20 protein-coding genes are annotated in these 18,031 nt (G+C 66.9%); 12 read left to right on the top strand and 8 right to left on the bottom strand.

Annotated elements, in window-relative coordinates; genetic code table 11:
• Nucleotides 1-26: 26 nt before the first annotated feature.
• Entirely contained in the window at nucleotides 27-941 is a 915-nt protein-coding gene (locus ACCQ10_RS06380; protein WP_372362536.1) for an arginyltransferase, read from the top strand.
• A gap of 21 nt (nucleotides 942-962) precedes the next feature.
• Entirely contained in the window at nucleotides 963-2,222 is a 1,260-nt protein-coding gene (locus tag ACCQ10_RS06375; RefSeq protein ID WP_372363067.1) for an endonuclease/exonuclease/phosphatase family protein, read from the top strand.
• 304 nt (nucleotides 2,223-2,526) lie between these two features.
• On the opposite strand, the gene purT is transcribed toward ACCQ10_RS06375, so the two are convergent.
• Nucleotides 2,527-3,729 (bottom strand): formate-dependent phosphoribosylglycinamide formyltransferase, encoded by a 1,203-nt coding sequence (purT, locus tag ACCQ10_RS06370; RefSeq protein WP_372362535.1) that lies wholly within the window; start codon nucleotides 3,727-3,729, stop codon nucleotides 2,527-2,529.
• Nucleotides 3,730-3,853: 124 nt separating this feature from the next.
• On the opposite strand from purT, the gene ACCQ10_RS06365 reads away from it, so the two are divergent.
• The 4 genes from ACCQ10_RS06365 to ACCQ10_RS06350 all read left to right on the top strand — a co-directional run bounded on the left by ACCQ10_RS06365 (nucleotide 3,854) and on the right by ACCQ10_RS06350 (nucleotide 6,200).
• Complete coding sequence (locus tag ACCQ10_RS06365; RefSeq protein ID WP_372362534.1) at nucleotides 3,854-4,723, top strand: SPFH domain-containing protein; 870 nt, start codon at nucleotides 3,854-3,856, stop codon at nucleotides 4,721-4,723.
• A gap of 9 nt (nucleotides 4,724-4,732) precedes the next feature.
• On the top strand, nucleotides 4,733-5,017 hold the full coding sequence (locus ACCQ10_RS06360; RefSeq protein WP_039409835.1) for a hypothetical protein: 285 nt from the start codon (nucleotides 4,733-4,735) through the stop codon (nucleotides 5,015-5,017).
• Nucleotides 5,014-5,193, top strand: a complete 180-nt coding sequence (locus ACCQ10_RS06355; RefSeq protein WP_039409832.1) for a type II toxin-antitoxin system antitoxin — start codon at nucleotides 5,014-5,016, stop codon at nucleotides 5,191-5,193. Before ACCQ10_RS06360 ends, ACCQ10_RS06355 begins: the two co-directional genes overlap by 4 nt.
• A 209-nt stretch (nucleotides 5,194-5,402) precedes the next feature.
• Nucleotides 5,403-6,200, top strand: a complete 798-nt coding sequence (locus ACCQ10_RS06350) for a M15 family metallopeptidase (protein WP_372362533.1) — start codon at nucleotides 5,403-5,405, stop codon at nucleotides 6,198-6,200.
• Between the two features lie 36 nt (nucleotides 6,201-6,236).
• On the opposite strand, the gene ACCQ10_RS06345 is transcribed toward ACCQ10_RS06350, so the two are convergent.
• The 5 genes from ACCQ10_RS06345 to ACCQ10_RS06325 all read right to left on the bottom strand — a co-directional run bounded on the left by ACCQ10_RS06345 (nucleotide 6,237) and on the right by ACCQ10_RS06325 (nucleotide 10,731).
• A complete protein-coding gene (locus ACCQ10_RS06345) occupies nucleotides 6,237-6,911 on the bottom strand; it encodes a DNA-3-methyladenine glycosylase family protein (protein ID WP_372362532.1) in 675 nt (224 codons plus the stop codon).
• A 2-nt stretch (nucleotides 6,912-6,913) separates the two neighbouring features.
• Nucleotides 6,914-7,285 (bottom strand): DUF423 domain-containing protein, encoded by a 372-nt coding sequence (locus ACCQ10_RS06340; protein WP_047695953.1) that lies wholly within the window; start codon nucleotides 7,283-7,285, stop codon nucleotides 6,914-6,916.
• A 97-nt stretch (nucleotides 7,286-7,382) separates the two neighbouring features.
• Nucleotides 7,383-8,564 carry a polyketide cyclase gene (locus ACCQ10_RS06335; RefSeq protein ID WP_184369632.1) on the bottom strand — a complete coding sequence of 394 codons (1,182 nt, stop codon included), beginning with the start codon at nucleotides 8,562-8,564 and terminating at the stop codon, nucleotides 7,383-7,385.
• Nucleotides 8,565-8,892: 328 nt separating this feature from the next.
• The gene (locus tag ACCQ10_RS06330; protein WP_039409820.1) at nucleotides 8,893-9,534 is read right to left on the bottom strand and encodes a response regulator; all 642 of its coding nucleotides are present in this window, start codon (nucleotides 9,532-9,534) and stop codon (nucleotides 8,893-8,895) included.
• Nucleotides 9,535-10,731, bottom strand: a complete 1,197-nt coding sequence (locus ACCQ10_RS06325; protein ID WP_228313777.1) for a sensor histidine kinase — start codon at nucleotides 10,729-10,731, stop codon at nucleotides 9,535-9,537.
• Between the two features lie 244 nt (nucleotides 10,732-10,975).
• On the opposite strand from ACCQ10_RS06325, the gene ACCQ10_RS06320 reads away from it, so the two are divergent.
• The 5 genes from ACCQ10_RS06320 (at nucleotide 10,976) to ACCQ10_RS06300 (ending at nucleotide 14,072) form a co-directional block, all read left to right on the top strand.
• Nucleotides 10,976-11,572, top strand: coding sequence for a GNAT family N-acetyltransferase (locus tag ACCQ10_RS06320; RefSeq protein WP_372362531.1), 597 nt, complete (start codon nucleotides 10,976-10,978; stop codon nucleotides 11,570-11,572).
• Between the two features lie 3 nt (nucleotides 11,573-11,575).
• A complete protein-coding gene (minC, locus tag ACCQ10_RS06315; RefSeq protein ID WP_039409811.1) occupies nucleotides 11,576-12,322 on the top strand; it encodes a septum site-determining protein MinC in 747 nt (248 codons plus the stop codon).
• Between the two features lie 35 nt (nucleotides 12,323-12,357).
• On the top strand, nucleotides 12,358-13,167 hold the full coding sequence (gene minD / locus ACCQ10_RS06310; RefSeq protein WP_372362530.1) for a septum site-determining protein MinD: 810 nt from the start codon (nucleotides 12,358-12,360) through the stop codon (nucleotides 13,165-13,167).
• Nucleotides 13,168-13,169: 2 nt separating this feature from the next.
• The gene (gene minE, locus ACCQ10_RS06305) at nucleotides 13,170-13,427 is read left to right on the top strand and encodes a cell division topological specificity factor MinE (RefSeq protein WP_011036323.1); all 258 of its coding nucleotides are present in this window, start codon (nucleotides 13,170-13,172) and stop codon (nucleotides 13,425-13,427) included.
• Between the two features lie 153 nt (nucleotides 13,428-13,580).
• Nucleotides 13,581-14,072, top strand: a complete 492-nt coding sequence (locus ACCQ10_RS06300) for a hypothetical protein (RefSeq protein ID WP_039409866.1) — start codon at nucleotides 13,581-13,583, stop codon at nucleotides 14,070-14,072.
• Here the strand turns inward: ACCQ10_RS06300 and ACCQ10_RS06295 are convergent.
• Both ACCQ10_RS06295 and ACCQ10_RS06290 read right to left on the bottom strand, forming a co-directional pair.
• Nucleotides 14,058-15,365: a sensor histidine kinase gene (locus tag ACCQ10_RS06295; protein ID WP_372362529.1), complete on the bottom strand. Its 1,308-nt coding sequence runs from the start codon at nucleotides 15,363-15,365 to the stop codon at nucleotides 14,058-14,060. The two genes, ACCQ10_RS06300 and ACCQ10_RS06295, sit on opposite strands and share 15 nt — an antisense overlap.
• Nucleotides 15,358-16,074 carry a response regulator transcription factor gene (locus ACCQ10_RS06290; protein ID WP_166743392.1) on the bottom strand — a complete coding sequence of 239 codons (717 nt, stop codon included), beginning with the start codon at nucleotides 16,072-16,074 and terminating at the stop codon, nucleotides 15,358-15,360. The genes ACCQ10_RS06295 and ACCQ10_RS06290 overlap by 8 nt, the downstream gene beginning before the upstream one ends.
• A gap of 215 nt (nucleotides 16,075-16,289) precedes the next feature.
• On the opposite strand from ACCQ10_RS06290, the gene ACCQ10_RS06285 reads away from it, so the two are divergent.
• Nucleotides 16,290-18,023, top strand: a complete 1,734-nt coding sequence (locus ACCQ10_RS06285) for an ArnT family glycosyltransferase (protein ID WP_372363066.1) — start codon at nucleotides 16,290-16,292, stop codon at nucleotides 18,021-18,023.
• Nucleotides 18,024-18,031: the final 8 nt, after the last annotated feature.

Genomic DNA, 18,031 nt, shown 5'->3' with positions numbered 1-18,031 from the left:
TTGTGGGAACCACACGCGGCACCTGCATGGGCCGCATCGCGTGGGTGGCGCATCCGGATCAGCCGTGCGCTGCCACCAACACCCACATCAACGAGCTACCGCCGCAGGCGTTGACGCCGGCACCGGGCGCATTCATCCGGCGGACAGTCGCCGCTGCTGCGACACACAGGCGCTATCCTGCGTACATGGCCATCCATGCCGACACCCACGACGACCTGCGCCTGTTCCAGACCGGCGAGCATGCCTGTGGCTACTGGTCCGACCGCCAGGCGCGCGACCTGGTCCTGGACCCGCACGACCCACGGCTTGGCACCATCTACCCGCAGGCGTTGGCCTGGGGATTCCGTCGCTCCGGCGATCTGGTCTACCGGCCGCATTGCGAACGGTGCCGCGCCTGTGTGCCGGTGCGCATCGCGGTGGACGCGTTCCGACCCGATCGCAGTCAACGCCGTTGCCTCGCGCGCAATGCGGATCTGGTGGTGCGCGTGGTTGCGGCCGAACGCACCGACGAGCAACTGGCCCTGTATCGCCACTACCTCAAACACCGTCATCCCGGCGGCGGCATGGACGAACATGGCGCCACCGAGTTCGATCAGTTCCTGATCGGCGGTTGGTCGCACGGGCGCTTTCTTGAGATCCGCGAACCGGCTGTCGCGCATGTGCCCGGGCGCCTGCTGGCCGTCGCGGTCACCGACGTCACCGAGCACGCGCTCTCGGCGGTGTACACGTTCTATGCGCCGGATGCAGCCGCGCGCAGCCTGGGCACGCTGGCGATCCTGCAGCAGATTCAATGGGCACGCCGCGAGCGACGCGCGCATGTCTATCTGGGCTACTGGATCGACGGCCACGCAAAGATGAACTACAAGCGGCGGTTCGGCGCGCTGGAAGCCTACGACGGCCGCCACTGGCGCGGACTGCCGGCCACTGCGCCAGCGCCCTGACGTGCCGGCGGCGACATCGGCCTGTCGCATCCAGCATGCGACAATCGCGCAATGATCAAGCCACTGCTGCTGCTCGCACTGACCGCGCTCTGCGCTGCCTGTACCCATCGCACGGCCACACCGGCGGCCACCGCCGACACTGCGTCAGGCCAGGCATCGCCCGCGCAGTTGCGCATCGCCACCTACAACACCTCGCTGTACTCCGACGAGGCCGGCGGCCTGGTCCGTGAGCTGCAGGGCGACAGCGCGCACGCGCGCAAGATTGCGGCCGTGCTGCAGCGCGTGCGCCCGGATCTGGTGCTGCTCAACGAGTTCGATTTCGACCCCGACCACCGCGCTGCCGAGTTGTTCCAGCAGCGCTATCTGCAGGTCGCCCAGCCCGGCGGCGGCGAGCCGCTGCGTTATCCGTATCGGTATCTGGCGCCGGTCAACACCGGTGTGCCGAGCGGGCTGGATCTGGACAACAGCGGCAGCGTCGGCGGCGCTGGCCGCAACCGCGGCAATGATGCCTGGGGGTTCGGCCTGCATCCGGGGCAATACGGCATGCTGGTGCTGTCGCGTTATCCGATCGATGCGCAGGCCGTGCGCAGTTTCCAGTTGCTGAAATGGAGTGCATTACCAGGTGCGCTGCGGCCGATCGATCCGACCACGCGGACCTCGTTTTATAGCGACGCAATCTGGGCGCAGCTGCGGCTGTCGTCCAAGTCGCATTGGGACGTACCGGTCCGCACGCCACAGGGCGTGGTGCATGCACTGGTGTCGCACCCCACCCCGCCGGTGTTCGATGGCGCGGAAAAACGCAATGCCGCGCGCAATCATGATGAGCTCGCACTGTGGCGCGCGTACCTGGACAACCCCGCCGACAGCACGGGCTGGCTCTGCGACGACAAGGGCACCTGCGGCGGCCTGCCGGCGGATGCGCGCTTTGTGATTCTGGGCGATCTGAACAACGATCCGATCGATGGCGCCGGCCGCCACGAAGCGATCCGCGCACTGATCCACCACCCGCGCGTCCTGCAGTACCCCACACCGCGCAGCGAAGGTGGCGCGGAAAAGACCGCCGAATACGCCGCGCGCGGCATCGCGCACACCGGCGACCCGCACCAGGTCACCGGCGACTTCGGCCCGCAGGCCGGCACCATGCGCCTGGACTATGTACTGCCCTCCCACCAGTTCACCCTGGTCGGCAGCGGCATCTTCTGGCCGGCCGGCACCACCGCCGACGCGGCGATTGCCGATGGCAGCGACCATCATGCGGTGTGGGTGGATGTGGGTTGGTAGCGGGGATTGGGGAGTCGGGATTGGGGAGTCGGAAGAGCGCATTCCCTGTCCGGCTACGTTAGTGGAGCTCGGCTGATGAAGGACGTGGGCATGCGCGGCCAGCCGTGCGGCGCGACGCAGCTCGGCCTGCAGTGACGCATAGGTGGCGTCACCAAGGGTGGTCAATCACCTAGCGACGGGCAGCGCGCCTGGACGTGCGCACGAACCTCGCCATGCTTTGGTGCTTTGGTGCTTTGGTGCTTTGGCGCTTTGGCGCGTTGACGCAATGCGGCGGTGCGCTGCATTGCGTCGGACGTGCAGCGCGTCAGGCCTGCAACTGGATCGACAGTGCCGCGGCCGCCACGCGCGCCTTCTCGCGTGCGTCGTCGATGCTGCCCGCGCGGGCAAGCGTCACGCCCACACGGCGGTGACCGTCCACGCGCGGCTTGCCGAACAGGCGTAGCGCGGTATCCGGGTCGCGCAGGGCGTCGGCCACGTTGTCGAACAACGGCACGCCATGGCCGTGCGCAAGCAAGGCGCACGAGGCCGACGGGCCGCTCTGACGGATGACGCCTCCGTCTTCTGCGCCCACCGGCAAGCCGAGAATCGCGCGCGCATGCAGTGCGAATTCGCTGAGCTCTTGCGAGACCAGCGTGACCAGTCCGGTGTCGTGCGGACGCGGCGACACTTCGCTGAACCACACCTCGTCGCCCTTGACGAACAGCTCCACGCCGAACAGGCCCCAGCCACCGAGGTCGTCGGTGATGGCCTTTGCGATCTGCTGCGAGCGACGCAATGCGGCTTGCGACATCGGCTGCGGCTGCCAGCTTTCGCGGTAGTCGCCGTCCTGCTGCCAGTGGCCGATCGGGTCGCAGAACGAGGTGCCGCCGGCATGCCGCACGGTCAGCAAGGTGATCTCGTAATCGAAATCGATGAAGCCTTCGACGATGCAGCGCCCGGCACCGGCACGGCCGCCGGTCTGCGCGTACTCCCACGCCGCGTCGATGTCCGCTTCGCTGTGCAAGGTGCTCTGGCCCTTGCCCGAGGAGGACATCACCGGCTTGACCACGCACGGCAGACCGACCGCGGCAATCGCCTCGCGGTATTCCGCGGCGGTGTCGACGAAGCGGTACGGCGAGGTCGGCAGGCCCAGCGTTTCGGCAGCCAGCCGGCGGATGCCTTCGCGGTCCATGGTCAGGCGTGCGGCACGCGCGGTCGGAATCACCTTCTGGCCCTGGTCGCGCTCCAGCGCCACCAGGGTCTCGGTATGGATCGCCTCGATCTCCGGCACGATCAGATGCGGCTGCTCGGTGGCGATCAGCGCGCGCAAGGCGGCGGGATCGAGCATGTCCAGCACGTGCGAGCGGTGCGCCACCTGCATCGCCGGCGCGTTCGCGTAGCGATCGGCGGCGATGACTTCTACCCCGAAGCGCTGCAATTCGATCGCCACTTCCTTGCCCAACTCGCCCGAGCCCAGCAACAGCACGCGGGTGGCGGAAGGCGACAACGGCGTGCCGAAAGTGGTCATGAGCGCAGTCCAGATCAAGGGGGCCGCCATTCTAACGGCTGCCAACGGCTGCGCCGACGAATGGCCCTTGCCTGGACTGATATCAAATTGATATCTTTTACTCACTCCACAAGGACTTGTCCTCATGAAAGAGAAGCAGATCGGTTCGTTGCCTGGCATTCCCGTCGTCCTGGTCGCAGGCGCCGGCCTCATCGGTGCGGCTTGGTCCGTGTTTACGATGCTGGCCAGCGGCAGCGTCACCCCGGGCGCGTTCATCGCCGCAGCAGTGGTCGCGGCGGCGGGCATTTTCATGCTGGCCGGCCTGTACACGCTGGAGCCCAACCAGGCCGCGGTACTGAGCCTGTTCGGCAAGTATGTCGGTACGGTCAAGGACGCCGGCCTGCGCTGGAATGTGCCGTTCTACGCCAAGCGCCGCGTCAGCCAGCGCGTGCGCAACTTCGAGAGCGGGCGGCTCAAGGTCAACGAACTGGACGGTAGCCCGATCGAGATCGCCGCGGTGATCGTGTGGCAGGTGCTGGATGCCTCCGAAGCCGTCTACAACGTGGACGACTACGAGAGCTTCGTGCACATCCAGTCCGAGGCGGCGCTGCGCGCCATGGCCACCAGCTACCCGTACGACCAGCACGAAGACGGCCAGATCTCGCTGCGCAGTCACCCGACCGAGATCAGCGAGCAGCTCAAGCGGCACCTGGACGAGCGCCTCACCCAGGCCGGCGTGGACGTGATCGAAGCACGCATCAGCCACCTGGCCTATGCGCCGGAAATCGCCCAGGCCATGCTGCAGCGCCAGCAGGCCAATGCGGTGATCGCCGCACGCACCCGCATCGTGGCCGGCGCGGTCGGCATGGTGGAGATGGCGCTGGCCGAGCTGCAGAAAAACGGCGTGGTACAGCTGGACGAAGAGCGCAAGGCGCATATGGTCAGCAACCTGCTCACCGTGTTGTGTTCTGATCGCGGTACCCAACCGGTGGTCAATGCCGGCTCCTTGTATTGAGGTGATGCAATGAATGTCATGGTGCCACTGGTCGTCGCGCTGTCCGGCTTGCCCGCGCTGGCGATCGCCGCCTCGATCGGGGCGGACGACGACGACCGCGCGCGCGGCCTGGGCCTGCGCTGGGCGTTGATCAGCCTGGTGATCCTGGTCGGCGCGGCATGCCTGTACTGGGCCGGCGACAACCGCGCCGGTATCTACGCGGTGGTGATCGGCATGATCATCGGCGTCAACACGCTGATCGTGTCGATGGTCATGCACCTGCGCCGGCACGGCAGCCGCAGGAACGGCGAATGAGCGAAAAGAAGGCCTACCCGCTGCGCATCAATGCCGATGTTCTGGCCGCCGCGCAGCGCTGGGCCGACGACGAATTGCGCAGCCTCAACGCGCAGATCGAATACGTGCTGCGCGATGCGCTGCGCAAGGCCGGGCGACTGCCGAAGCCGCGTGACGACAGGACAGCCGACGACTGACGACGCGTGGGACGTCGCACGAACGCGCGCGCAGTGACGTCGCCTCGCATCTGCAGGCAAGATGGCCAGAGGCAGCCCTGAGTGCACCCCAGCGCTGCAGCCACCGCGGCGGCCGACCGCCTGTCATACGCCCACCTGGAGCAGTCCAGGCTGACCACATGCGCTCGTGCTCACTGGTGACGCTCACCACTTCACCCTACCCTGTCGCAATGCGTCCTCTCCCCACCACGTTGCTAAACACCACTGCCATCGAGTTGCTGCCTGCCGCCTTGCTGCGCGCGCGCAGCAATGCCGATGCACGCGTGCTGGCGCAGGCCGACTGGCTGCTGCGGCGCAAGCGCGACGGACGCTATCTGGCCGCGCAGCTGACACAGGGCCTCATGCCGCTGATACCGCGGCTGGCACGCGAGCCCGGGCTGGACGAGGCGCTGGACCGGCTGCAGGCCGCCGCTGCCCGCACGCAACCGCCGCACGGCATGACGCTGATGGTCGACGGCCTGCAGCGCCGCCTGAGCCGACTCGGTCTGGATGCAGACGGTTATCAGCAACAAACCGGCCTGCAGCTGATCGCCGAGCCGGCGACCTTGCAATCTGCCGGGCGCGATCGCTTCGGCCGCCCGCTCTGGCTCAGCGCAGGCGCCGCACGCGCCTGGCACCACATGCGCGCGGCAGCGCTGCGAACGGACATCGTGCTGGATGCCATCTCCGGCTACCGCAGTCACGACTACCAGCTGGGAATCTTCGAGCGCAAATTTGCGCGTGGGCTTACCCTGGAACAGATCCTGGCAGTCAACGCCGCGCCCGGTTTCAGCGAACACCACAGCGGCGACGCGCTGGATATCGGCACCCCCGGCGAGCCACCGGCCGAAGAGTCGTTTGAGACCACCGCGGCGTTTGCCTGGTTGAACGAGCATGCGGCAGATTTCGGCTATCGCCTGAGCTACCCACGCGACAACCCGCACGGCATCGTCCATGAGCCGTGGCATTGGCGTTGGCATGCTCCCTGACAGACGCGGCATGCAAGACGCAGTGGCCGCGATGGATCACTCCTGCGAACGCGGCGTCGGCACCTTGGCTGCCACGCTGAAGTCGGCGATCTTCCACAGATAGAACGCGGCATAGGTGCGGTACGGGCCCCAACGTTCGCCGCGGATGGCCAACTCCTTTGGCGTCGGCATCTGCGCCTGCTTGTCCACGCGCTGGGCGCCCTTGCGCACGCCCAGGTCATCGATCGGCAGCAGATCCGGCCGGCCCAGGCGGAACATCAGCATCATTTCCACCGTCCAGCGGCCGATGCCACGCACCGGAATCAGTGCCTGGACAATCGCCTCGTCGTCCATGAAAGCGAGCTTGCGCAAGGAGGGTATCTGGCCGTCGCACGCGCGGCGAACCAGATCGCGCAACGCCAGCGCCTTGTTGCCGGAAACTCCGCAGCCACGCAATGCCGCATCGTCCACGCGACCGAGGGTGTCCGCATGCAGGCGCGGCAAGCCGATCGCCGCTTCCACCCGTGCCACGATGGTGGACGCCGCCTTGCCGCTGAGTTGCTGGAACAGGATGGCGCGCGCCAACGCATCCACCGGGTCGAACGGTTTGCGCCATCCCGGCTGCGGGGCGATCGGGCCGATACGCCGCATCCACGCAGCCAGGGCGCGATCGCGCCGGCTCAGGTGTGCAAACGCCATCTCCACATCGAAGCCGCGGGTATGGCGCGGCATGCTCAGCGCCTCAACGCACCGATGGCCAGCACCACCCAGCCCAGCATCAGGCTCATGCCGCCTACGGGCGCCAGGCTGGTCGGCCAATGCAGCAGCGCGCCGCCGACCAGGCTGCCCGAAAACAGGACGGTGCCGAGCAACAACAACGACAGCCCGACCCGCGCCAGTGCACGCGTGTCGGTGGCGCCAAGCACAGTGAGCACCGCGCCGTGCCCGAAGGCATACAGGGACGCCAGTTGCAGCCGCGACTGCACCAGCGCATCGGACACGCCATGCGACGCGTAGGCAGACAGGCCCACCGCGGTGGCGGCCAGCAGGCCGCCGCAGAACGCCAGTAACGAGGGGTGTTTCTTGCGACGGTCGAGCAACGACATAAGGGGACACTTCCTGGCAGCGCAATGGCGCAAAAAAAACGCGCCGCAGGACTGCGGCGCGTTTTTTTGTCTGGATCAGATCATCGCGGTGAGACGATTACTTGATGGCCCAGTAGACGTCGTAGGTGCCGTCCTGCGTAAAGGACTTGTCCACGCCGCCCTTCCAGCTTTCGTACGGACGCTCGGTTACGTCCATACCGCTGGTGGCAGCCCAGGCACGCAGCGAGTTGCGCACGGCATCCAGGCCAGCCATGTGACCTGCATAGGTCGCAAACGCCGAACGGTGCGCCGGGGTGCGCTGGTACTTCACAGGCGCCTCGGACGGGATGTTGACCTTCAGCTCTTCGCCCGTTGCGGCAACCGGGGTTGCATCGACCGGTGCAGCGGCTGCGGCGTCGTCCTTCTTGGCATCGGCCTTGGCGGTATCGGTCTTGGCGTCGGCCTTCGGCGCGCCACCGGCACGCTTGCGGACCGGCTGCACGACGTCGAACGCGTACTTGTCGGTGGCGAAGTCGGTGGTGACGATGCGCACCGGGCCAGCAGTTTCCAGACCATTGGCGTCCATGACGCGCTTGATCCACTCCTGGTTGTCCTTGATCGACTTCTTGATCGTCTCGTTGTCACGATCGATGTTGCCTGCGGTGACGACCAGCAGGTCCTCGGCGGGCACATCGACGATCTTGAGATCGCTCAACACCGGCTTTCCGTCGAGCTGGGCGCGGTAGTCGAAATTCGGCACGGTGGCCAAGGCGGTTGCCAGACGCGACAGACCCAGCTTCAGGTCATCGCCCACGTGACGGCTGACATACAAGCCGGCGTAGCGACCGAACAGGTTCCAGCCGTACTTGACGCTGTAGTCCTGGGTGATCTTGACGTTCTTGTTGTTCTTGCCGGTCGGCGCCAGGGTGAAATTGGTGACCTTGTCGTAGCCCTTGGTGGGATCTTCGATCGCGATCTCAACACGCTCGTTCTTGACGGTGTTGGTGATTTCCCAGCTGCCCTTGCCGATATAGCCCTCGTTGGAGCTGTACTCGACGCGTGCACCCTTGCCCTCTTCCGGGCCGGCCAGCTTCAGCTGGATCTTCGGGTCACGCAGCACAAGCGGGTTCCAATCCTTGAAACGACGGAAGCTGTTCACGGTGTCGTAAACAATCGTCATCCTGCGGTTGGTCTCAACACTCTCGGACATCTGCCGCTCCGAGGGCAACACCAAGCCCACCACGACAAACAAGCCAGCCACGATCCCCAAGGCGATCAGGAACTCGATAATACGGGTCATTCAGGAGGTCTCCGGGGCCGATCCCACGGCCGGGTTGAGTGAAGCGAAGCCACCATCCTAGCAGGCTTCGAGAAAGATGTTCAGTTGTGCGACGGGTAGCGCGGTCTTGCGGTGTCATCCAGCGCGCGCGACGCCGTGGTGGAACTGCGCAATCCCTGCCTGCGCAAGGGTTTGCGCCGCGCGCGCAGCCATCATGCACATCGTGCGCTGCGTGCGCGTGATGCCGTGCCCGTTGCGGACGCCGATGGCCGCCGGCACCGCGTCCGAACGGGCCGCCGCGGCAACCGGACCACGACCTGCGGCACGCAGGCAGCACCTGCCGTCTCGATCAGACCAGCTGCAGCTCGAACGCCTTCAGCACCGCGCGGGTACGGTCGCGCACGCCCAGTTTGGACAGGATGTTGGAGACGTGATTCTTGATGGTGCCTTCGGCCACGCCCAGCGAGTTGGCGATCTCCTTGTTGGAAAAGCCGCTGGCCATCAGGCGCAGGATCTCGGTCTCGCGGTCGGTGAGCGGATCGGGCCGGTCCAGGCTGACGAACTCGTTGCGCATGTGCTCCAGGCCCGAGAGCAGGCGCTGGGTCACTGCCGGCTGCACCAGCGAACCGCCGTCGGCCACGGTGCGGATGGCGCCGACCAGCTGTTCCAGCGAGACGTCCTTGAGCAGGTAGCCCTTGGCGCCGGCCTTAAGCCCGGCCAGTACCAGCTGGTCGTCGTCGAAGGTGGTCAGGATGATGGTCGGCGGCAGCGTGCCGTTGCGCGAGAGCATCTGCAGGGCCTCCAGCCCGGACATCACCGGCATGCGCATGTCCATCAGCACCACGTCCGGCCGGATCTGCGGAATCTGCTCCACCGCCTGCTTGCCGTCCGAGGCCTCGGCCACCACCTCGATGCCGTTGTCCAGCGCCAGCAGCGAGCGGATGCCCTGGCGTACCAGGGTTTGGTCGTCGACCAGGCACACACGGATCATCTAAAACACTCCTTGAGTCACGGCCGCCGGCATCAGTGCCGGCGCGCCTGGAACGGAGATGCGCAGGCCGAAGCCGTCACCCCGCCGGGTTTGGATTTCCAGCTGCCCACCATACTGGTTGAGCCGCTCTCGCATGCCACGCAAGCCATTGCCGGGCGCGACCGTGTCGGCGCCGTGGCCGTCGTCGCGGGCGTCGATCAGCACGCTGTCGGCGTCGCGGCGCACCTGGATCCACAGATTGCGCGCGCCGGCGTGGCGGACCGCATTGGTGATGATCTCCTGGGTGCAGCGCAGCAGCACGTGGGCGCGCTCGGGGTCGTCCAGGGTCAGCGGCTGGGCGATGTCCAGGTGGATGTCCAGCGAGGGCACCTGGGTCACCAGCGGGCGCAGCGCTGCCTCCAGGTCGATGGCGCCGCTGTCGCGCAGCTGACTGACCGCTTCGCGCACGTCGGTGAGCAGCAGCTTGGCCAGGGTATGCGCCTGGCGCACGTGCTCCTGTGCCTGGCCCTCGGTGATATGGCCGGCCACTTCCAGATTCAGGCTCAGCGCGGTGAGGTGATGGCCCAGCAGGTCGTGCAATTCCCGCGAAATGCGGGTGCGCTCGTTGATGCGCGCGCTCTCGGCCAGCAGCGCGCGGGTGGCGCGCAGTTCGGCATTGAGCCGGCGCTGTTCTTCGCGCGCTTCGGTCTGCTGACGGGCCACCAGGCTGGTGACGAAGATGAACATCGAAAAGCCGCCGTAGAGCAGCGACTGCATCAGTGCGGCCAGCAGGGTGAAGTCCGCCCGCAGGTAATAGAACACCGGCAACACCGCCAGCTGGCTCAGCACCAGCCACAGCACGCCCACCCGCAGCGGCAACAGCCACGGGATCACCCCGGCCGCCACCATCATCAGGATGCTGCCCAGGCCGGTGCCGCTCAGATAACTCACCGCCAGGGCGCAGATCGTCAGCAGCAACAGCAGTAGCCGGTCGTACCAGTGCGCGTGGCCGCCACTGCTCAGGCCGCGGGTCAGCCAGAAGTAGCTGGCGCCGAAGCCGACGAAGAAGGCCGCCATGATCAGGGCCTCGGCCACGCTGCGATGATCGCCCTCTTCGACCGGCGGCCAATACGTGTACACCAGCGGCATGGCGATCATGGCCCAGGTGAACAGGCCGGCGAAGCGCAGGACGCGCGTATGACTGAGGTATCCCAACATGTCCGCATCTTAGGGCCAAGCCGCGCCGCTGCCCTCTTGCCGGAAGTCATGCCTGCACGTCATCGGCGGCGTGCGCGGACTGGCGACGGCGGTGCCTGCGCGGCATCCCGGCGTGCGTGCGCGTGCCTGCGGGGACGCGGCGCGCCATCGCGGTGTGCGCTCCGGGTCGCCGCTTCAGGCCACGCATGTAATAATCCGACGCAGATCCGATTTCGGATCGAGAGCGTTACCCCACGGAGTCCCAATGTCGATCGTCATCCGCGACGTGCGCGAGCACGAGCTCGATTCCGTCCTGGCCCTGAACAACAATGCCGGACTGGCGATCCTGCCGCTGGATTCAAACAAGCTGCAACGGTTCTATGCGCAGGCCGAATATTTCCGCGTCGCCGAGCGCGACGGCAACCTGGCCGGGTTCCTGGTCGGGTTCGGTAGCGGCAGTGCGCACGACAGCAGCAATTTCGCCTGGTTCCGGGACCGTCATCCGGAATTCTTCTATATCGACCGCATCGTGGTCGCCAGCCGCCGCCGCGGTGGTGGCGTGGGCCGCGCGTTCTACGCCGATGTGCAGAGCTACACCGAGCTGCGCTACCCGCAACTGGCCTGCGAGGTGTTCCTGGACCATGGCGCGGATGCGGCGTTGCTGTTCCATGGCAGCTTCGGCTTCCGCGAAGTGGGCCAGAACACCATGCCCGACGTGGATGTGCGCGCCAGCATGCTGCTGAAGGACATGTGCAGCTATCCGTGGGTCAAGGAGACCTATGGCGGCAACCTGCCCGCGGACCTGCCGTGGGTCGGCCGGCCGCGTCATGCCGCCACCGCCAATCAACCGACGGGGGCCTGAGGCGTGTCGAGCGTGAATGTGGATTTTGAGCAGGCCGGCGAACTGAAGATCGGCCAGGTGGGTATTGCCAACCTGCGCATACGTACCCTGGACGTGCCGCGCCTGGTGCGTGAAATGCGCGAACGCGTGAACCGTGCCCCCAAGCTGTTCGGGCGCGCAGCGGTGATCCTGGATTTTGGCGGGTTGTCGCAGGTGCCGGACGTGGCCACCGCCAAGGCACTGCTGGACGGCCTGCGCGATGCCGGCGTGCTGCCGGTGGCCCTGGCCTACGGCACCAGCGAGATCGACCTGCTGTCGCAGCAGCTCGGCGTGCCGCTGCTGGCCAAGTTCCGCGCGCAGTACGAGCCGACTGCAGTCAGCCCGCCGCCACCGCCACCGCCGCCCGCACGCGCCGAACCGGCACCGCCCGCCGCGCGCCCTGCACCGGGCCGCATGCAGCGCACCGCGGTGCGTTCGGGCCAGCAGCTGTACGCGGAGAACTGCGACCTGACCGTCCTCAATACGGTGGGTGCGGGGGCGGAGGTCATCGCCGACGGCAGCATCCATATCTACGGTACCCTGCGTGGCCGCGCTCTGGCCGGCGCGCAGGGCAACCCGGACGCGCGCATCTTCTGCCGCGACTTCCACGCCGAACTGGTCGCCATCGCTGGCCACTACAAGGTGCTGGACGATGTTCCCATGGACCTGCGTGGCAAGGCCGTCCAGGTCTGGCTGGAGCAGGATCAGATCAAGATCGCTGCGCTTGATTGACGCGGCCCAACCACAGAAACATTCGGAGAAATCCTTTGGCTGAAATCATCGTAGTCACCTCCGGCAAGGGCGGCGTCGGCAAGACCACCACCAGCGCGAGCCTGGCCTGCGGGCTGGCAAAGCGCGGCAAGAAGGTGGCCGTCATCGACTTCGACGTCGGTCTGCGCAACCTGGACCTGATCATGGGCTGCGAGCGGCGCGTGGTGTACGACTTCGTCAACGTCGTGCATGGCGAAGCCACGCTCAAGCAGTCGCTGATCAAGGACAAGCGCTTCGACAACCTGTACGTGCTGGCGGCCTCGCAGACGCGCGACAAGGATGCGCTGACTCAGGAAGGCGTGGAAAAGGTGCTCAAGGATCTGGCCGCCGACGGTTTCGATTACATCGTCTGCGATTCGCCGGCCGGTATCGAAAAGGGCGCGTTCCTGGCGATGTATTTCGCCGACCGCGCGGTGGTGGTGGTCAACCCGGAAGTGTCCTCGGTGCGCGACTCCGACCGCATCATCGGCCTGCTCGACTCCAAGACCCGCAAGGCCGAGGAAGGCAAGGTGGTACCGGCCTTCCTGCTGCTGACCCGCTACAGCCCCGGCCGCGTGGAAGGCGGCGAGATGCTGAGCATCACCGACGTGGAAGAAGTGCTGGGGCTCAAGGCCATTGGCGTGATTCCCGAGTCCGGCGATGTGCTCAATGCCTCCAACAAGGGCGAGCCGGTGATCCTGGACGCCGAATCCCCGGCCGGTCAGGCGTATGAGGACGCAGTCGCCCGCATCATGGGCGAGGAGCGCCCGATGCGATTCACATCCGTGGAGAAGAAAGGCTTCTTCAGCAAGCTGTTCGGAGGGTAAGCATGGGCCTGCTCGATTTTCTCAAGAGCAAGAAGAACACCGCCGAGACGGCCAAGAACCGCCTGCAGATCATCATTGCGCAGGAGCGCAACCACCGTGGCGGGCCGGATTACCTGCCGCTGATGCAGCGCGAATTGCTGGAAGTGATCAAGAAATACGTCAACATCGATGCCGATGCGGTGCGGGTTGATCTGGTCAAGGATGGCGAACACGACGTGCTCGATATCACCGTCGCGCTGCCGGAAGACGGCGACAAGTAAGCGACCTCGCGCTGCGGCCATGCCGTCCGCCCACACGGGCGCGCTGCATGGCCGCAGCGGCGACCTTCTGCCGACGGTACCGTGTTCGCACGGTACCGTTTTGGTGTCTGTCCCACCGCGCCCTGCGGCGCGCCCGACCGCGAGCGACTGCGCGTGACTGCTGACCCTGCCCCGGTGCCTGATGCTTCCCAAGTGCTGTGCGTGGCCGATATCGGCCTGGAGGCGCCGACGGCGTTGCTCGGCCGCTACGGCCTGCGCCTGCACCGCGTCGACGCGGGCGCACCGATTCCCGGCAGTTTCTGGGGCGAACCGGAGGCCGGCATCATCGGCTGCGATGTCTATGTGCGCGATGACACCCCGGTGCATTCGATGCTGCATGAAGCCGGGCATCTGATCGTGTTGCCAGCCGACAGGCGTGCAGCCGTGCACACCGATGCCACCGATTCGGTGGATGAGGAAGACGCCACCTGCTACCTGCAGATCCTGCTGGCCGAACAGCTGCCCGGGGTGGGCAGCGCGCGATTGATGGCCGACATGGATGCCTGGGGCTACACCTACCGCCTGGGCTCCACGCGCGCCTGGTTCGAGCAGGATGCCGAGAACGCGCGCAGCTGGTTGAACGCGCGCGGGTTACTGCCTGCCTGAGGCCGGTGCCCCCGCCGTGCTGGCATCGACCAGATCCAGCGTGGCCACCGTGCCCTGCCCTGCATCGGATGCAAGGCTCAGCTTCCAGCCCAGGTGCTCGCACAGCCGGCCGATCAGCTCCAGCCCGATGCCGTTGCCCTGGCGTGCATTGCCGCGCGCCAAGCGGGCGTAGATGGCGCTGACTTCTTCCGGCGTCATGCCGTGGCCCGGGTCGGCGATGCGCACCGTGCCCGGTGCCGAGAGCGAAATCCGGATGATGCCGCGGTCGCTGTTTTCGATGGCATTGCGCAGCAGATTGCCGATGGCGGTCTGCACGATGGCCACCGGCGCGGTCAGGCTGCAGGCCGGCAGCGGGTCGATGACCAGTTGCAGGTCCTTGTCGGCACACAGATGCGCATGGTCGGCAACGATGTCCGGCAGCAGCTGATCCAGCCGCAGCGTATCGCTGCTACGCACCAGCCGGCCTGGGTCCTTGGCCAGCACCAGCAACAAGGTGATCAGCTGCTCCACCGACGCGCTGGTCTGGGCGATGCGCTGCAGCTGATGGCGCACCGCCGGCGGCGTGCCGGGTTGTTCGAGCGCCAGCTCCACCGCATTGCCGATCACCGCGATCGGCGTGCGCAGCTCGTGGCTGGTGCTGTCGATGAAGGCGCGTTCGCGCTCGACGAAGTGGCTGTTGCGCTCCAGATAATCGTTGAGCGCATCGGCGATGACGTACAGCTCGGCGCTGCCCTGTGCGCCCACCGCGACCTGCTGCGCGCGCTGCTCCGGGCGCAGCGCGCCGATGTCGCGGGCCAGTTCCACCAGCGGGCGCACCAGGCGCGCCATCGCATAGGTACCCATCAGCACGGTGATGCCGATCAGCGCGATGCCGGCGGCCAGCATCCAGCGGGTCAGGAACTTTTCCAGCGCCTCGAAATCGGTGATGTCCAGCACCAGCGCCAGGCGGCCGGCCTGGGGGGTATCGCGCACCATCACCGCGCTCTGGCGGCCGGCCACCTCCATCTCGTCGTGCAGACCCGGGTGCAGAGTGCGCAGCACCGGCGGCACGCCTGACGAGCCATCGATGCGGTACAGCCGCAAGGTGTCCGAGTCCTGCCAGCGGTAGTCCGGATTCTGCGTGCTGCGGTCGAGGATGCTGTCCAGCTCGGAGTTCAGCAGCGAGCGCCACACGCCATGCTCTGCGCGCTCGTGCAGGTACTGCGCGGTGCCGAACACCGCCAGCGTCATCAGCAGCGTGTACCCGAACAGCCACACCATGACGCGGCGGCCCAGCGGGCGCTGCTTAGCCATCGACGCTGTCGCTGCGTGCAGGCTCGCTGCCGCTGTCGAGCTCGGCCAGGCGGTAGCCGAGCCGCGGCAGGGTGTGAATCAACTTCTGCGCGAACGGGCCGTCCACGCTGCGGCGCAATTCGTAGATATGCGAACGCAGCATGTCGCCATCGGGCGGGTCGTCGCCCCACAGCGATTGCTCCAGCCGCTGCCGGGTCACCGCCGCCGGGCTGGCCTGCATCAGCACCTCCAGCAATTTGCGGCAAGCCGGATACAGGTGCAGCGCCTGGCCGGCGCGGGTGGCCTCCAGCGTGGCCAGATCCAGGCGCAGGTCGGCCACTTGCAACAGCTTGCCGCGGCGGCGGCCGTGCGCGCGCGCCAGCAAGGCGTCGATGCGCACTTCCAGCTCGGGCAACGCGAACGGTTTGGTCAGGTAGTCGTCGGCGCCGGCGCGGAAGCCGGCGATCTTGTCGGGCAGCTCGTCACGGGCGGTGAGCATGATCACCGGCAATTCGGACTGATGCTGCTCGCGCAGGCGGCGCAGCACTTCCGGGCCGTCCATGCGCGGCATCATCCAGTCCAGCACCAACACGTCGTACTGCTGGGTGGTGGCCAGGTGCAGGCCGGTGACGCCGTCGGGCGCTGCGTCCAGGGTGTGCCCGCGCGCTTCGAAATAGTCGAACAGGTTGGCAACCATGTTGCGGTTGTCTTCGATGACCAGCAGCCGCATGCGCGCGATTCCAGAACGGCCCGACCGGGACGGTGTGCGCATCCTAACCGAGGCAAGCCGAACGCGGCCGGTATTGCCGAATCGCCTCGCAATCGGGTGTGCTCAAGACCCCGTCACGCTGCAACGCCTGCACTGCGGCGTACGATCCGCTTGCGCGGTTCCGACAAATTTCCGACCTGTTTGCCAGATAGTGTGTGCCCGCATTCACTCAGGGCGTGCGCGTGTCGGCTGCCATCTCTGCCTTCTCATCCCGCCAGCGCGCGCTGATGACCGCGTTGCTGTTGATCGTGATCAGCCTGCTGGCCGGGCTGGGCATGCGCCAGCCCAACCCGCCGGACGAGCCGCGCTTTGTGCTGGCCGCGCGCACGATGGTCGAAAGCGGCCAGTGGCTGCTGCCGCACCGGGGCAGCGAGCTGTATGCGGAAAAGCCGCCGGTGTTCATGTGGCTGCAGGGCGCCACCTACACGTTGATACCGCACTGGCCGGTGGCATTCCTGCTGCCTTCGCTGCTGGCCGCGCTGGCCACGCTGTGGCTGACCTGGGACATCGCGCGCCGGCTGTGGAACCGGCGCGTGGCGGTGTACGCGGTGCTGACCTTGTTCACGGTGCTGCAGTTCGGCCTGATGGCCAAGCGTGCGCAGATCGACATGGTGCTGGTGGCGCTGACCACCCTCTCGCTGTGGGGGCTGCTGCGGCATGTGTTGCGCGGGCCGGACTGGCGCGCCTGGACGCTGGGGCTGTTTGCCGCCGGCATCGGCACGGTGACCAAGGGCGTCGGCTTCCTGCCGCTGTTGCTGCTGTTGCCTTGGATGGCGCTGCCACGCCGGCACTGGAGCGTGTTGCCGGCCCGTGCGCAGGCAGGGCGCAGCTGGCTGCTGGTGCTGCCGGCGTTCGTGGCCGGTACGGCGGTGTGGCTGGGGCCGCTGTGCATTGCGCTACTGCACAGCGACGACCCGCAGCTGCACGCTTACGCGCACGAGCTCTTGTTCAAGCAGACCGGCACGCGCTATGCGCACGCCTGGCATCACGTCAAACCGTTCTGGTACTACCTGCAGGTGATCGCCACCTTGTGGCTGCCCGGCTGCCTGCTGTTGCCGTGGTTGCTGCCGGCCTGGTGGCGGCGACTGCGCCGGGGCGACCCGCGCTATGTGCTGCTGCTTGCCTGGAGCGCGCTGGTGCTGCTGTTCTTCAGCGCCAGCCCGGGCAAGCGCGAGGTCTATATCTTTCCGATGTTGCCGGCGTTGTGCGTTGCAGCCGCGCCGCTGCTGGCCGGGCTGTTGCGCCGGCGCGGCGTGCGCGTGTTGCTGAGCGGCTATGTGCTGCTGCTTGCGCTGGCCGGGTTGATCCTGGGAGGTGGCATCGCGCTGCATCTGCACTGGGCGGAAAACCCGGCACTGAAACGCGGGATGGAGCTGGCCTCGCTGCAGTCGGTGGGGTTCTGGCTGATCGGCCTGGGCGTGGTCGCCCTGGCTGCACTCGTCTGGTCGCGCGGCAGACGCGCGGGCACCGCGTTGGTGGTGACGACCGCCGCGCTATGGATGGTGTACGGCCTGGGCCTGATGCCGGCGCTGGACCCGTACAGTTCGTCCGCGCGTCTGATGCAGCGGGTGGGCCAGCGCATCGGGCCGGACGCGGAGTTGGGCATGCTGGCCTGGCGCGAGCAGAACCTGCTGCAGGCCGATCGCCCGGTCACCGACTTCCGCTTCAAGGCGAGTTGGCAGGAGCAGTGGGCCAAAGCGGGCCCCTGGCTCGCACAGGCGCCGGAGCGGCGTTGGCTGTTCGTGCTCCGGCAGGCGGTGCCGGCGTGTATCGACCCTGCGCAACGCATCGATATCGGCGAATCCAATCGCAATCAATGGCAGTTGGTGCCGGGCACGGCATGGCACGCCGGTTGCATCGCCACTGCGTCCGACAGCGAACAAACCGGTAGCGACGGCGAGACAGACTGAACGCTCGG

Source organism: Xanthomonas sp. NCPPB 1325 (assembly GCF_041477645.2).
Classification (GTDB): Bacteria; Pseudomonadota; Gammaproteobacteria; order Xanthomonadales; family Xanthomonadaceae; genus Xanthomonas; species Xanthomonas cannabis.
This window is presented reverse-complemented; position numbering and strand designations above follow the sequence as displayed.